The sequence below is a fragment of the Paraburkholderia terrae genome, from assembly GCF_002902925.1.
GTDB classification, from domain to species: Bacteria; Pseudomonadota; Gammaproteobacteria; order Burkholderiales; family Burkholderiaceae; genus Paraburkholderia; species Paraburkholderia terrae.
Window position 1 is genome coordinate 1649088 of the sequence record NZ_CP026111.1, and the last position, 15459, is coordinate 1664546.

14 protein-coding genes are annotated in these 15459 nt (G+C 62.1%); 7 read left to right on the plus strand and 7 right to left on the minus strand.

Annotated features, from left to right (window positions below):
• Positions 1-20: 20 nt before the first annotated feature.
• Complete coding sequence (locus C2L65_RS07390; RefSeq protein WP_042311463.1) at positions 21-1334, minus strand: MFS transporter; 1314 nt, start codon at positions 1332-1334, stop codon at positions 21-23.
• Positions 1335-1344: 10 nt separating this feature from the next.
• Complete coding sequence (locus C2L65_RS07395; RefSeq protein WP_042311466.1) at positions 1345-2766, minus strand: M20 family metallopeptidase; 1422 nt, start codon at positions 2764-2766, stop codon at positions 1345-1347.
• A gap of 132 nt (positions 2767-2898) precedes the next feature.
• On the opposite strand from C2L65_RS07395, the gene C2L65_RS07400 reads away from it, so the two are divergent.
• The gene (locus tag C2L65_RS07400; protein ID WP_042311467.1) at positions 2899-3804 is read left to right on the plus strand and encodes a LysR family transcriptional regulator; all 906 of its coding nucleotides are present in this window, start codon (positions 2899-2901) and stop codon (positions 3802-3804) included.
• Between the two features lie 96 nt (positions 3805-3900).
• The gene (locus C2L65_RS07405) at positions 3901-4662 is read left to right on the plus strand and encodes a Fic family protein (protein WP_042311470.1); all 762 of its coding nucleotides are present in this window, start codon (positions 3901-3903) and stop codon (positions 4660-4662) included.
• A 6-nt stretch (positions 4663-4668) separates the two neighbouring features.
• Here the strand turns inward: C2L65_RS07405 and C2L65_RS07410 are convergent, their stop codons facing one another.
• The gene (locus tag C2L65_RS07410; RefSeq protein WP_042311472.1) at positions 4669-6045 is read right to left on the minus strand and encodes a GntT/GntP/DsdX family permease; all 1377 of its coding nucleotides are present in this window, start codon (positions 6043-6045) and stop codon (positions 4669-4671) included.
• A gap of 30 nt (positions 6046-6075) precedes the next feature.
• Here C2L65_RS07410 and C2L65_RS45410 point away from each other — a divergent pair, with 30 nt between their 5' ends.
• The 4 genes from C2L65_RS45410 to C2L65_RS07425 all read left to right on the plus strand — a co-directional run bounded on the left by C2L65_RS45410 (position 6076) and on the right by C2L65_RS07425 (position 10771).
• Positions 6076-6282 carry a hypothetical protein gene (locus C2L65_RS45410; protein ID WP_156132346.1) on the plus strand — a complete coding sequence of 69 codons (207 nt, stop codon included), beginning with the start codon at positions 6076-6078 and terminating at the stop codon, positions 6280-6282.
• Positions 6283-6604: 322 nt separating this feature from the next.
• Positions 6605-7744, plus strand: coding sequence for a porin (locus tag C2L65_RS07415; RefSeq protein ID WP_042311474.1), 1140 nt, complete (start codon positions 6605-6607; stop codon positions 7742-7744).
• A 291-nt stretch (positions 7745-8035) separates the two neighbouring features.
• A complete protein-coding gene (locus tag C2L65_RS07420) occupies positions 8036-10111 on the plus strand; it encodes a prolyl oligopeptidase family serine peptidase (protein WP_042311476.1) in 2076 nt (691 codons plus the stop codon).
• 204 nt (positions 10112-10315) lie between these two features.
• The gene (locus tag C2L65_RS07425; RefSeq protein ID WP_042311478.1) at positions 10316-10771 is read left to right on the plus strand and encodes a lipoprotein; all 456 of its coding nucleotides are present in this window, start codon (positions 10316-10318) and stop codon (positions 10769-10771) included.
• 84 nt (positions 10772-10855) lie between these two features.
• Here C2L65_RS07425 and C2L65_RS07430 read toward each other — a convergent pair whose 3' ends face one another.
• From C2L65_RS07430 to C2L65_RS07440, 3 genes are all read right to left on the minus strand, one after another.
• On the minus strand, positions 10856-11515 hold the full coding sequence (locus C2L65_RS07430) for a response regulator (RefSeq protein WP_042311480.1): 660 nt from the start codon (positions 11513-11515) through the stop codon (positions 10856-10858).
• On the minus strand, positions 11512-11802 hold the full coding sequence (locus tag C2L65_RS07435) for a DUF3303 domain-containing protein (RefSeq protein WP_042311482.1): 291 nt from the start codon (positions 11800-11802) through the stop codon (positions 11512-11514). Before C2L65_RS07435 ends, C2L65_RS07430 begins: the two co-directional genes overlap by 4 nt.
• 186 nt (positions 11803-11988) lie before the next feature.
• A complete protein-coding gene (locus tag C2L65_RS07440) occupies positions 11989-13395 on the minus strand; it encodes a sugar porter family MFS transporter (protein ID WP_042311484.1) in 1407 nt (468 codons plus the stop codon).
• A 287-nt stretch (positions 13396-13682) separates the two neighbouring features.
• Here C2L65_RS07440 and C2L65_RS07445 point away from each other — a divergent pair, with 287 nt between their 5' ends.
• Positions 13683-13886 carry a DUF3563 family protein gene (locus C2L65_RS07445; protein WP_042311486.1) on the plus strand — a complete coding sequence of 68 codons (204 nt, stop codon included), beginning with the start codon at positions 13683-13685 and terminating at the stop codon, positions 13884-13886.
• Positions 13887-14159: 273 nt separating this feature from the next.
• Here the strand turns inward: C2L65_RS07445 and C2L65_RS07450 are convergent, their stop codons facing one another.
• The gene (locus C2L65_RS07450) at positions 14160-15413 is read right to left on the minus strand and encodes a multidrug effflux MFS transporter (RefSeq protein WP_042311487.1); all 1254 of its coding nucleotides are present in this window, start codon (positions 15411-15413) and stop codon (positions 14160-14162) included.
• Between the last annotated feature and the right edge of the window lie 46 nt (positions 15414-15459).

Genomic DNA, 15459 nt, shown 5'->3' on the forward strand with positions numbered 1-15459 from the left:
TCGATTCAATGTGATTCGATTCAATGTGCGTTCAACCGCGCCCGTGCCCAGACCAGCGTCAGCAGGCTCACGACGGCGGCCATCATCAGATAGAGGCCCGGCGCGAGGTTGTTGCCCGTCGCGGCGATCAGCGACGCCACCGCGAGCGGCGTGAAGCCGCCGAAGATCGTCGTGCCGATGTTGTAGCCGAAGGCCATGCCCGTGGTGCGCGTGCGGGGCGGGAAAAGCTCGGCCATCAGCGCGGGAATCGGCGCGAAGTAGGTGGCCTTCAGCAGCGCGACCCATGTAACGGCGGCGAGCAGCGTCGGCAGCGACGGGTGCGCGTTCATGAACACGAACGCCGGATAGACCGTCAGGAAAAACAGCGCGCCCGCGCCGAGCATGATGCGCGTGCGGCCCACCTTGTCCGACCAGTGTCCGACGATGGGCGTGAGCACCGTGACGACCAGCCCCGCGATCAGCGTCGCGATGAAGCCGGACGAAGGCGCCAGGCCGAGTTGCCGCGCCGCGTAGGTCGGCATGTAGAGAATCATGTAGTTGGCCGTCGTGGTCAGCACCAGTACGCCGATCGACGCCAGCACGCGCGACTTCTGCGTCGCGAGCATTTCGCGCACGGGCGAATGGGCTTTTTCGATGCGCTCGAACTCGGGCGTCTCATCGATGCGCCGGCGAATGTACAGCCCGACAGGGCCAATCAACATGCCGAACAAGAACGGAATGCGCCAGCCCCAGCCTTCGAGTTGCGGCTGCGTCAACATGCCCGTCAGCACCGCGCCGAACGCCGACGCGAGCAGCGTGCTGGCGCCCTGGCTGGAGAACTGCCAGCTCGACATGAAGCCGCTGCGCTCTGGCGCGTGTTCGATCAGGAACGCTGTCGAACTGCCGAACTCGCCGCCCGCCGAAAAACCTTGCAACAGCCGCGACACGAAAATGCCGATGGGCGCGAGCAGTCCGATCGACGCGTAGGTGGGCATCAGCGCGACCATCCCGGTGCCGACCGTCATCATCGCAATGGACAGCGTCAGCGATGCCTTGCGGCCCTTGCGGTCGCTGTACGAGCCGAGCACGAGCGCGCCGACGGGCCGCGCGAGATACGACAGCGCGAAGGTGCCGAGCGTCAGCAGCAGCGAGACGGTCGCGTTGTGCGCCGGAAAGAACAGCTTCGACAGCGTGGTCGCGAAGTAGCCGTATGCAATCAGGTCGTAGAACTCGAGCGCATTACCGATCGATGTCGCGATGATCAGGCGCGAGACGCTCTTGCCCGACAGCGGCTGCGCAATTGCTTCGTGCGACGAATGACCCGGATGATGCGCGGTGACGGAATCCATGTTCATTGCGACTTCCTTATGCAAGGGTTGTCGAAGCATGCGGTGCGGGATTGGTTGCGTGGGTGTCCTGCGCGCCGAGATCCCAGAAGAGTCCAGCCATGATGCGAAGTCCGTCGCGCACGACGGGGCCAAGCAGATGCTCGTTCGGCGCGTGCTGCGAGCAGCCGGGATACGAGTGCGGCACCCATAGCGTCGGCATGCCGAGCACGTCGGCGAAGACGTCGTTGGGTAGCGTGCCGCCCAGGTTCGGCAGCAGCACGGGTTCGTCGCCGGTCGTCTGACGCAGCGAGCGCAGCGCCCACTGGACCCACGCGTTGTCGGGATCGACGCGCGTCGCGGGCGCGCCGCGCTCCACCTCCAGTTCGACCATGCCGAAGCCATGCCGGTCCAGATGCTCGCGGACGACGCGTTCCAGCGCCTGCCAGTCCGTGCCGACCACGAAGCGGATCTGCATGTACGCGACGGCCGACGGCGGGATCGCGTTGACGGGCTTGTCGGGGTTCCCCGTGCGAAACGCGAGCACTTCGAGGTTGTTCCAGCCGAACACGCGCTCGGTTGGCGTGAGGCCCGGCTCGCCGTAATCGGTATCGACGGTGGGTTCGCCGGGATTGCCGCCCACGGCGATGCCGGCGAGCGCGCGCCGCACCGAGTCGGGAATCGGCGGCGGACGCAGCCCTTCGACGAGAATCTTGCCGTTCGCATCGACCATCGACGCGATCGCATTTGCGAGCACCACGCCTGGATTGCGTAGCAGGCCGCCCCAGTTGCCAGAATGATGGCCACCGTCGCGCAGCGTCAGTTCGAGCTTGAAATTGACGAGGCCGCGCGAGCCGAGAAAGAGCGTCGGGCGATGCGCGGACAGGCGCGGGCCGTCGGAGGCGATCAGCACGTCGGCGGCGAGTTCGTCGCGCAGTTGCGTACACAGTGCGTGCAGACCCGGCGAGCCGACTTCTTCGCCCGTTTCGAACAGCAGCTTCAGGTTGAAGCCGAGCTTGCCGCCGCGCGCGTCGAGCACGGCCTTCAGCGCGGCGAGATTGATGCTGTGCTGGCCTTTGTTGTCGGCGGTGCCGCGGCCGTACCAGCGTTCGCCGTCGACGGTGACGTCCCACGGCGTGAGGCCGTCGCGCCACTGCGCGTCGTAGCCGCGCACGACGTCGCCGTGGCCGTAGCTGAGCACCGTCGGCAGCGCGTCGTCTTCGTGGCGATGCGCGATCAGGAACGGGCCTGCGCCCTTTGCCGGATTGTCGACGACGCGGCAGGTGAAGCCCCATTGCGTGAGCAGCGGCGTGAGTTCGTCGTCGAGATAGCCGCGCAGGCGCGCGCCGCTGTCGGCTTCCTGGCTCTCCGTGCGATACGCGACGCGGCGGCGCAGATCGTCGAGGAAACGGCCGGAATCGTATTGGCTGGCGGCGTTTTGAATGGCGATGTTACGAGTCAACTGAGCACCTATTCCTCGCGCGGTGGTCTGCGCGCATTCGTGGGGTAGTAGTCGAATCGATCGTGCGGTCGCCGATATTTCTGCACAATTACAATATTTGCCACGAATCGTTGCCGAAACGGCAAAGCAGACATGGACAACACTGCACTGCGTTACTTTCTGGAAGTGGCCCGCAGCGGGTCGCTGAGCAAGGCTTCGGAGCGGCTCTTCGTCGCCGTGTCGGCGTTGAGCCGGCAGATCGGCAAGCTCGAAGAGGAACTGGGCACGCCGTTATTCGAGCGGCGTCCGCGCGGGATGGTGCTGAGCGACGCGGGACGGATGCTGGCCGACTATGCGCGGCGCAGCCTGCTCGAAACCGAGCGCGTGGTCGGCGAGATTCGCGGGCTGGCCGAGGAGGGCCGCGCGACGATACGCGTCGCCAGTTCCGAAGGCGTCGCGCCGCATTTTCTGCCGCAGGTGTTTGCGCATTTTCTGAAGACGTATCCGTCGACGCATTTTCAGCTCGACGTCTCCGCGCCTTCCGTGGCGACGCAGCGAGTGAGGGAGGGGACGACCGATATCGCCGTGTGTTTCAGCCTTGCGCCGGAGAAGGAGATCAACGTGCATTATTCGCAGCGCGCGCCGATTTTCGCGCTGGTGCGGCGCGGTCATCCGCTTGCCGCGCGCGAGTCGGTGTCGTTGAAGGATCTGACGCCGTGGCCGCTTGCCATGGACAACCAGGGCGTGACGATCCGGCAACTGTTCGATATTTCATGCAGCCTCGAAGGACTGATCTTCGAGCCGGTGTTCGTCAGCAACTATCACGCGGCGCTGCAGAGCTTCGTGCGGCACACGGATGCCGTGACGCTGACGGGCTATCTGACGGTGCGCAGCCGGCTCGACGTCGATGGGCTTGCCGCTGTGCCGATTACGAATGCGGAATTGCATCAGCGGACGCTGCAGGTTCAGACCATGGCGGGCCGCACACTGCCGCATACGATGCAGGCGTTTCTCGAGCTTTTGATGCAGGCGATCGAAGAGCCGGAGGTGGTGGATTGAGTGCGTTGTCGTATCGGACGTGCGGTTCAGGTACGTTGCTACAATCCGGCGCACGCACGGTGCCAATCCGACGTACCTTGTGCGCAAAGAGTACAGATGACATTCCATTTCGCAGCGCCATTCGAAGCAATCGATAACAGCAAGTTGAAGCTTGACGCAGCACGCCCGTTGCCGAAATACTCGCTTGCGACGTTGCGTGAGAAGCTGGCACTTGAGTGGACCTATCACTCCAACGCGATCGAAGGTAATACGCTCACGCTCCGCGAGACCAAGGTGGTGCTGGAAGGAATCACGGTAGGTGGCAAGTCGCTTCGCGAGCATTTCGAAGCAACCAACCATCGCGATGCAATCCTATACGTTGAAGAGCTTGTCGCGAAACAGGAGCCATTGTCCGAATGGCAAATCCGAAACATTCATGCGCTCGTTCTCAAAGGCATCGATGACGGCGAAGCCGGGCGATATCGACAAGAAAACGAGGTAATTGCGGGTGCAAGCACGACGCCGCCGGATTTTCTCCATTTGCCGGCGGAAATGGCGTCGTTTGTCGAGTGGCATGTTCAGGCGCAAGCGCTTCATCCGATCACGCGTGCAGCGGAATTACACACGCGTTTCGTCAAGATTCATCCGTTCGTCGACGGAAACGGGCGTACGGCTCGTCTGTTACTGAATTTCGAGTTGATGAAGGCGGGCTATCCGCCGGCGATCATCCGTAAGGAAGATCGCCTTGCCTACTACGATGCGCTGGATGAAGCCTGCGTCAGCGATGACTACAGTGCGATCACGTTACTGGTCGCGCAAGCCGTTCAGCGTTCGCTCGACACCTACCTGCAGGTGCTGGGCTTGCGTAGCGAACGCTGAGCTTCGTCAGCTCAACACACCCCACAACACCAACGTCCCCACCAGCCCAACCACCGACACGATAGTCTGCAAAATCGACCACACGAACACCGTCTGCTTCAGTTGCAGCCCGAAGTATTCGCGGACCATCCAGAAACCCGCGTCGTTGACGTGGCAGAAGAACACCGAACCAGCGCCGATGGCGAGCGCCATCAACGAGTTGTGCGTCGCCGATAGCCCCACGACGACGGGCGCCACGATGCCCGCCGTCGTCGTGGTCGCGACCGTGGCCGAGCCCGTCGCCTGACGCAGCGCGACGGCAATCAGCCACGCGAGCAACAGCAACGGCATGTGCGCGCCGACGGCGATCTTGCCGATCGTCGTGCTGATGCCCGCGGCAACGAGCGTCTGCTTCAGGCCGCCGCCCGCGCCGATGGTCAGCAGCAGCGCCGCGATGGGCGGCAGGCTCTTCCGCAGGATGCCGCCAACGCGATCGCGCGACATGCCACGCGACCAGCCGAGCGCGACGATCGCGAAGATCACCGTCAACCCAAGCGCGATGATCGGCTCGCCGAGAAAGTCGAGTGTGTCGAACAGCAGCGTGTCTTTTGCAAGCGCGAGTTTCGCCACCGTGCGCCCAAGCATCAGCACGACGGGCATCAGAATCGTCACCAGCGATATGGCGAAGCCGGGCAGTTCGGTTTGCGTCGACGCGGCGCGAAACAGCTTGCCCATTTCTTCCGGCTCGGCGATCTGCATCCGCTTCGACAGTGCGATGCCATAGAGCGGACCCGCGAGGATCACCGCGGGAATCGCGACGATCAGCCCAAGGCCGAGCGTGATGCCGAGATCGGCATGCAGCGCGCTCACGGCGATCAGCGGACCCGGATGCGGCGGTAATAGCGCATGCAGTGTGGTCATGCCGGCGAGCGCGGGAATCGCGATACGCAGGATCGGCTGCTGCGAGCGGCGTGCCATCACGAAGATGATGGGCACCATCATCACGAGACCCACTTCGAAGAACAGCGGCAAGCCGATGATGATCGCGACGAGCGCCATCAACCAGGGCAGGCGGCGCGGTGTGGAGTGTTCGAGGATCGTCGACACGAGCCGGTCGGCCGCGCCCGAATCGGCCATCAGCGCGCCCAGCATCGCACCGAGCGCAATGATGATGCCGACGTCGCCGAGCAGCGCGCCCGCGCCTTTGCTGAACGAGCTCGCGACGACATCGAGCGGCAATTGCGCGGCGAAGCCCGCGGCGAACGTGCCGATCAGGATCGACAGGAACGGCGCGAGCTTGAGCGCGCTGATGAAGACGATGATGAGCGCAAGGCCAAGCGCGCACGAGAGAATGAGGCGTGTGTCGTGGGCGGACCACGGAGTCAGGGCGGCGGTGAGATGCACGGGATGTCTCTTTCGGTTCGAGCGTAGGTGATGTTGTTGGAGGAATCGAAGGTGCGTGCTGGAAGCACGGCGTCTGGCGCAGCGCGACCGATGGTAACAGCGGCTGCTTTCAGATGCCTGCTGGCGGGCAAGGGCGTCAAGTATCGAGGCGCGCAATGCCTGGATACCGGGCAAAAATCAATACGCGGATTTATCAATTATTTATTGACAGATTTAAACTGGCTTGAAATGGGGTGATCCAATTGCATTGTCTTACCATTATAAGAATGAGAAAGATAAATATGCAACGCACAGCTTGCAGAGTTAATGGTCGATCCCATAAAATCCGCAGGCCTGTATTCCGAGAACAGCTAGAATTGGGCACTTGGGGCGCATCCGCGAGAGGGGTGCGCCCCATTTCATATGAAGTCCTGCACCATCAAAATTACGAATGCCATTACAGGGAAGATTGAGAAAGCATTTAAAGGGTGGTTTAAACACAACGACAAAGTCGCAAAGCCGATTCAATCAGATATTCTCCGCGCCACGATAGCATTCGTTATCGGAAAATGGAGAAAAGATGAAAAAGCTCGTACTCTCGACCCTCTCGCTCGCATTGTTCGGCACGGCCGGTGCCGCGCACGCTCAAAATTCCGTCACGCTCTACGGCCTGCTCGATACGGGCCTGACGTACTCCAGCAATTCCGGCGGTCATAGCAACATCCAGCAGGCCAGCGGCATCCTGAACGGCAACCGTTGGGGCCTGCGTGGCTCGGAAGATCTCGGCAACGGTCTGAAGGCGATCTTCACTCTGGAAAGCGGCTTCAATCTGTCGACTGGCAACATGGGCCAGAACAGCCGCCTGTTCGGCCGCCAGGCATTCGTCGGCCTCGCGAGCAACCAGTACGGCTCGGTTACGCTCGGCCGCCAGTACGACAATCTCGTCGACAACCTGGGTCCGCTGTCGCTGAACGGCACGCAATACGGCGGCACGCTCGCCTCGCACCCGTACGACAACGACAACCTGAACAACTCGTTCCGCGTCAGCAACTCGGTCAAGTATCAGAGCGTCGATTACGCCGGCTTCAAGGTCGGCGCGATGTATGGCTTCTCGAACGAAGCGGACGGCTTCTCGGACAACCGCGCATATAGCGTCGGCGCGACGTATACGTTCGGCGGCCTGAAGGTTGCGGCGGCCTACCTGCAACTGAACGGCGCAGGCACGAGCAACTCGAGCGGCGCCGTGAGCAGCGACGCGACCTTCACGGCTTCGCGTCAACGCACGTACGGCGCGGGCGTCAGCTACGCGTTCGGCCCGGCTAACGTCGGCTTCGTGTTCACGCAGACGCAGCTCGCGAACGCAACGTCGATCGGTGCAACGGCGTCGGGCACGTCGAGCGGCTTCACGCTGAACGGCACGGGCGCGCACTTCACCAACTTCGAACTGAATGGCCGTTACGCGCTCTCGCCGGCGTGGACGCTGTCGGGTGCGTACACGTACACGGACGCAAGCCTGCAAGGCGTCGATCCGAAGTACCACCAGCTCACGCTGCAAACGGATTACGCACTGTCCAAGCGCACCGATGTGTATGCTGAAGCGGCGTATCAGCACGTCGGCAGCACGGGCAGCTCGGGCATTACCGCGCATATCGTCGGCGTCAGTGCGTCGTCGACGGATTCGCAAGTGGTTGGCACCGTGGGTATTCGCCACCGCTTCTAAGCGCTTCGAAACGCACCTTCATTCGTCGCGGGATTCGCAGGGCGTGCTCTGTGGGGCGCGTGCCGCGGATGCCACGAAAGTTTGATTGACGCGCGTCCCGTTTCGGCGGGGCGCGCGTTTGCGCTTTTACGATGCTCGCCGTGATGGCCATGGCACATCGGCAACAAAGCGTCAGATTTGATGTTCGTCAACTCAAGCGGAAAAAGACGCACGAGCCGGAAACATTCGCAATTCGACTGGGTCTGTTGTTATGGATTTGATATGTGATCCTTATCAGAATCGTTAACTCATATGACCCGAACATCAATCTGGCCTGATAGTCCCGATCCTTTTCTTTTTCTGGAAGCGTTCGACAATCCCGCTGCTCGTGGATGGGTTGATGAGCAGAACGCACGTACGCATGCCGCCTGGTGCAGCGGTCCTCTATACGACGATCTCCTTGCAAAACTGGAGCGCGCGTTCCTGCCTTCCGAGCGACCCGTCATTCCCGCTCGAATGAAGGATTGGGCGTACGACGTATGGACCGACGCGGACAATCCGAAAGGGCTGTGGCGTCGCACGTCCTGGGCGAGTTGGCGCGATCGCGCGTCTGATTGGCGAACCCTGGTCGATTTCGATGCGTTGGGCAGGGCGGAAGGCACGCCATGGATGCTCTCTGATCTCGCCATTCTCCATCCCGACGGCGATCGCGCACTGATCCTGTTGTCGCCGGACGGCGGCGATTCAGTCGTCGTACGCGAATTCGATATCGAGCGGCGTCGTTTCGTGCGCGACGGGTTTGTCATCGAACCCGCCGGCAAGCATGCTGTCGAATGGATCGATCGCGATACCGTCTATGTCGGCTGGGATGGCGGTGACGACACAGTGACGCGGTCGGGTTACCCGCGCGAAGTCAGGCGCTGGGTCCGCGGCACCAGTCTTGCCGATTCGCCCGTCGTGTTTCGGGGTGAATTCGACGATGTCAGCGTCGACGGCGCCTATGATCCCATCGAACAACGGCACACCATGTTTCGGGACGTCGGTTTCCAAGATTCGCATACCTATCATCTATCGGACGACGGCAACTGGACGCGCTATGACGTACCCGCGCATGTGGCCGTCGGCGCCTGGAACGGATGGCTGTTGCTTCAGCCACGGCTCGACTGGACATGTGGCGGCAGCACGCACGCAAACGGCGGCTTGCTGGCGGTGCGCGAACAGGCTTTTCTGGCAGGCAACCGCGATTTCGTCCCGCTGTTTAAGCCCACAGGGACGACATCAGCGTGCGAGTGGACTGCGACGCGCCATTATCTGATCGTGTCGTGGCTCGACGACGTGCAGTGTCGCAACATGGTGTGGCAGCCGCGGCAGATGGCCGATGGCAACTGGTCGTGGCATTCCCGCGTGTTTCCCGTACGGGATGCGTCGCAGGTCAGCCTGACTCCGATCGAGACGACACTCAACGATGAAGCATACGTCTATGTCGATGATTGCCTGCAACCGCCCGAATACTCGCTGGCCGATCTCGCTGTCGAAGACCTGTCGCAAGGTTCGGCGCTGGAACTATGGCCTGCGCAGTTCGATGCTGACTCGCTTGCTGTTCGACGCGATCATGCTCTATCGCGGGACGGCACACGGGTGGCGTATACGGTGATGGGTCCCCGCGCGGTGCTCGAAGGCACGGCGCCGATGCCATGCCCGTGCCTGTTGACGGGTTATGGCGGTTTCGCCGTGCCGCTTGTGCCCGGCTACGATCCTGGGCTGGGTGTCGGCTGGCTCGAACGAAATGGCGTGGCCGTCATCGCGCACATTCGCGGCGGTGGAGAATTCGGCGCGGACTGGCACACCTCCGCGCAGCGCGAGCATCGGCAACGCGCGTTCGACGATTTCATTGCCGTGGCCGAGAAGTTGATCGCCGATGGCATGACAACGCCCGCGCAGCTCGGCATTCAGGGCGGCAGCAACGGCGGACTGCTGGTGGCCGCGTGCATGGTGCAGCGCCCGGCGCTGTTCGGCGCCGTCGTGTGCCAGGTGCCGCTGCTCGACATGGAGCGCTATCACTTGCTGCATGCCGGTGCCTCCTGGCTCGAGGAGTTCGGCGATCCGGACGATCCGGATCATGCATTGGCGCTCGCGGCCTATTCGCCGTATCACTGTGTGATTGGCGACGCTACGTATCCGCCTGTGCTGTTCGTGACATCGACGAGTGACGACCGTGTTCATCCGGGGCATGCGCGAAAAATGGTTGCGCGAATGCAGGCTCAAGGGCATCCGGATGTGTGGCTTCTCGAGAAGGCGGACGGCGGCCATGGTAGCGTGGACGGTCTGGATGCAGCGCAATCGCAAGCTGTCGAATATAACTTCCTGTGGGGCAACTTGCGGCAATGAAGGGGCTCGCTGGGCGACGGATTCCTGAACCGGTTTGGCGATCTCCAGACGGGAGGCAACCGGAGGGAAGGGCGCGACGGTCGTCGCCGGCATTCACGCAACGTGAGCCGCCGGTAACAGCGGTTCCGTCGATAGAGCGGATCTGTGTACGCATCTGTCGCACAGCTATAATCGCGCTCGACCGTCGCAAAGGAAGCCCCGCTCGTGAAAAAAATCCATGTCGTTGCGCTCGCCGCGCTCGTGCTCGCAGGATGCTCGTCTGCCGAAAAGGAGGCGCGCCAGGCCCAGGAATACTCGAATAACGAAACCAGCCTTGCCGCTGCGCAGCGCAATGCGGCCGTCAACTGCGACGGCGCGCAGTGCGACGCCGCATGGGTGGCGACGAAGCGCTACGTCGAGCAGCATTCCGATACATCCGTCACGCGCGCGGACGCCGTGGCGATCGAAACCGATGTGCCTTACAGTTCGGGCAAGGTGTCGTTCTCGGCGACACGCGTCGCGAGACCGGGTGGCGCGACGCTCACGCTGTTTGCGCAGTGTCGGGGCATGTATGGTCCCGACAACGCGAAGGGCTCGGATTATGACGACTGCGCAAGCAAGATCCTGAAAACGCAGAATGGGTATGTCGCGTTTATCAGGAAGCAAATGGCGGCGCAGTAAGTCGCGCTGATCCGGCGGCGCGCGCAGGCCGGTCGCGGCATGTCGTCGAGCAGGGCAGTTGCGTGGACAACGCACGCGTCGCACTCACAGTTCTTCGCTGTCGCCGAAAAGTTTGTGGCGCATCGCATAACGCACCAGCGCCGCGGCGTGCGGCATGTGCATCTTCTCCAGAATACGCGCCTTGTAGGTGCTGACGGTCTTCGTGCTCACGCATAGCTGGGCTGCAATCTCACCGATCGTTTCACCCGCCGTGATGCGCCGGAATACGTCGAGTTCCCGGTCGCTCAAGCATTGATGCGGCAGCGTATCGGGTGGCTCATGAAGATTGAGTGCAAACCGCTCGGCCATCGCGAGACTCATGTATACGCCGCCGTTCGCGATCTTGTTCAAAGCGCTCACAAGTTCGCCGCTCGCACTTTCCTTGGTGAGGTAGCCGGATGCGCCGGCCTTGAACGCGCGGACCGCGTACTGGTGCTCGCCGTGCATCGTCAGCACGAGAATGCGGAGCGCGGGTTCGATGTCCTTGACGACGCGGATCACCTCGATACCGTTGCGGTCCGGCATCGACAGGTCGAGTATCAGGATCTGCGCTTGCGTCGAGCGCACCAGCTCGATTGTGCCAGCGGCATTAGCCGCTTCGCCGACGACTTCGAAGTTCGGACAGCTGTTCAGGATCTGGCGAAGGGCTTCGCGTATCAGCGCGTGATCGTCGGCGAGGAGGATGCGGATCGCGGGCGATGTCATAGCGGGGCGTCGTCGGGCACGGTTGCGAGCGTTGCCTCCCATTCTTCGCGGGACAGTGCCGGGGTCACGGTAAAGCGGACGAGATTGCCATATCTGGCGATCTGCACCGCGATATCGCGCGCGTCATCGGCTTCCACGATTCCGACGCCTTCGGGTTCACCAACCGCATACCATGCGTCGAGTACCTTCAACCCGGCGGGACGCAGCGCCTCGACTTCCTTTCTTCGCTGACCTGTTTCGAACGGTGTCACACCCGGATTTCTGACCCAATGCACGATGAATTTCATGGCGTCGCTCCTGGTTGGTGTCCGCGTCGTGTGGGGTGGCGCGCGCGTTGTTTCCTTTACTTTAGTACTTCGCGCGGCGCAGATCGACGGGATGCCGGTTCAGACGCTACCTCACCCGGATCTGACCGCCGAACGATGACCACGCACGCCAATGGTGAGTGCCCGGCGGCCGCTTCGAGCCACTCGTCAGTTCCCCTTGCCCAGATCACGCAGGCGCTTGCCAGCCATCAGGTCGTTACCCAGCTTCTCGAGCGAGACGCCGCGAGTCTCGGGTACGTAAAAGAACACCACGATCGCGAAGATCACGTTGAGGACGGCATAGAGCACGAAGGTGTTCGCTTCGCCAACCGTGGACAACAGGCTGAGGAACGTGGCCGCGACGGCCATGTTGGCCACCCAATTGACCAGGGTTGAGACAGCGATGCCGAAGTCCCGTCCCTGCTGGGGTTGAATCTCCGAGCAGAGAATCCACACGAGCGGACCAGCGGACATGGCGAAGCCTGCGATGAAAAGCAGCAGCGCCGCAACGGCCAGAATCTGCGCCGTGAGACCTGCCACACCGGCATGCAGCAGAAACCCGAGCGAGCACATCCCGAATGCCATGACCGCGCATCCCGCATAGAGAATCGGCTTGCGGCCCCAACGATCGACGAAGGCGATCGCGCCAAACGTTGCCACGACGTTGACAAGGCCGACGATGACGGTAGCCCACAATTGCTGCTCATGGGTGCCGAAGCCGGCCAGCTCGAAAATGCGCGGCGCGTAGTACATCACGACGTTGATGCCGGTGAGCTGCTGGAAGACCTGCAGCACGATGCCGAGCAGCACGGAACGACGAAAGTTCGGGTTCTTCCGCAGCAGGCTCCATCCGCGCTGGGGTCGCGTGTTGTCCTCGGTGACCTGTGCGAGTTCGGCTTGAACGTCAGCCGGATTGCCGTGCAGGCGCTCAAGGACGGCGCGAGCTTCCGCTGCCCGGTTGCGCTGAAGCAGCCAGCGCGGACTGTCGGGGAGGGCGAGAACGCCGGCCAGGAAGAACCCGGCGGGGATCGCGATAACGCCCAGCATCCAGCGCCAGTCGGCCACGTAGGAAAGCCCGATGTTCGACAGGAAGGCCGCCAGAATCCCGACTGTAATCATCAGTTGATACGTGGAGATCATGGCCCCGCGCACCTGTCGTGGCGCCACCTCCGAAAGGTACAGCGGCGCCGTGAAGGACGCCATGCCGACCGCAAGGCCCAGCAGCAAGCGCGCTCCGATCAGATCGGCCGGGCTGCCCGCGAACCCCGACCATAGCGAGCCCACGATGAACAGTACCGCCGCCAGCGCAAGCGCGTAGCGGCGTCCGAGCCGCCACGATAGCCAGCCGGCACCGAGTGCGCCGATCGCCGCTCCGACCATCATCGAACTGACGATCCATTCCTGCGCACGGTCGTTCAGAACGAAATGCTTCGCGATAAAGGGCAGGGCGCCTGAAATCACGCCGATGTCGAGACCGAACAGCAGGCCGGCGAGCGCTGCCATGAGGCAGACGAAGAGGCCGTAGCGTTTGGATCTCGAATGGGTGGGGGCGATGCTGTCGCCGAAAGTGCTCATTTGATGTGTCTCCAGGGTGCTTCTCATACCAGTCACGGTCACGGTCGGGCGTTTTCGCATCAATCGCCCATCTGTGTCCATGATCGAATATGAGAATTAGCGCTGGATGAGGGCACTGAATCCTTTCCGTCCTTTTCAATGCTCATTCGAAGCTAATTCACGGGACTTAATCTGCTTCACATCAGCGGTGCACGTGAAGCGGGTTCACCGACCCCATGTCATGTGCGCTGTGTCGGGTGGTGACGCAATACGGCGAACGCCGCCTTTAATACGACAAGGAGCACATCATGTTTGCACGCCTTTCCCACTTCCTCGGAAACATGGTTTCCAGCCACGACGTTTCTTCGCACGGCGACTATCTCGCGTCGTCGAGCGATCTGGCTGATCTCGAACGCCGCATGCGGCAGGTCGATGAGGAAGACCACGCGTACCGCATGCCGTTTTGCGGAGCGGTATCTCGCGATCAGAACTCGTTTGGTTCGAAGCATTGAGGGCTGGAGATAGCGCATTTCCGTGCTTGCGGGAATCATTCGGTGCGTGCGGTTGCATGCGCCTGGCCAATTGCCACTGCACGTCGACGATGACAGATCATTGAGTCGTTGAAGTATCGCGGCTAACGCGGCTGAGAGGCAGGTCGAATCGTCCTCACGGCCGCGCCTCGTTGGCGAAGTTCGATGCGGCGCTCCAGCGATGTGGTGTGGCGTTTGAGCGGGCAGCGTAGAGACGTCACCGCGAGTCAATCGCTACGCCCAACCCGCTGCGCGTCAGGCGACGGTATTCGCACATGTTTGCTTCACGTTTTCGCGCGGCACGAGAAGGCGCGTCGAGAGCCAGCAACCAATGCCCATCAACGCAATGACGTACGCCATCGGGCGGGGCGTGCCGTCCGCGAGGAACCCGATCAACGCCGACCCCGCGATACCGGCGCCATACTGTATCGAGCCGATCAGTGCAGAGACGGCGCCTGCGCGCTCGGGGCAAGCGCCAAGCGCACCCGCGATTGCATTGGCGTTGATGAACCCGTTGGTCGAGACGAAAAGGAAGAGCGGTAGCACGAGGCCGATCAGGCCGCCCCATCCCGATCCCGCATCAAACGCGAGGAGAGCACCGGCGAGCCCGGCTACGATTGCGCCAAAACGCATCAGACGATCGCTGCCAAAACGCGCGACGAGCCGGGCGTTGATCTGGTTGGTGATCATGATGCCGACGATTCCCGCAGCAAACAGCACGCCGTAGTGCTGCGGCGACACGTGATGGTAGGTGATGTAGGCGAACGGCGTACCCGCAACATAGGCAAAGATGCCGCCGTAAAAAAATCCTACGCTTACGGAGTATCCGAGCACGCTTCGATTGCGCAACAGGCTGGCATAACCGGCAAGTGAGTTCCCGAGTGGGCCGCGAATGCGACGCTCGCCGGGCAAGGTCTCAGGGAGGCAGTAAAGCCCTGCGAGCGTCGCGATACCGACGGCGACGAGTACCCAGAAGATCGCCCGCCATGACGCAACGTGGAGAATCAAGCCGCCGACGCTCGGTCCTATCAACGGTGCAACGGCCATGACGGTCATCAGGGTCGACATCATTTGCGCGGCGCGTACACCGCTGTACAGATCGCGCACCATTGCGCGGGAAATGACCACGCTTGCGCATGCGCCGACTGCTTGCAGCACCCGCCAGCCGATGAGGGTGTGTGCGTCCCCCGATATCGCGCAGCCAGCGGAGCCGAAGATAAAAAGAACAAGGCCGATCGCGACGGGTAACCGGCGGCCGTGACGATCGCTGACAGGTCCCCACAAAAGCTGGCCCAGGCTGAAGCCAATGAGATAACCGGAGATCGTCAGTTGCAACGTGCCGGGGTCGGAGTGGAGCGCATCGGCCATGGCCGGCAACGCGGGAAGGTACAGGTCCGTCGAGATCGACGCGAAGGCCATCAGCGTACTGAGGATCAGCAGCGTCCGCACGCGATGATGTTGCGCATCATGCTTCGTGGCAGCGGCGGTCGATTGATGGTCTGTTGGCATGATGGGAGGCGGTGGCGATACCTGGCAATAGTATGTGCTACATGAG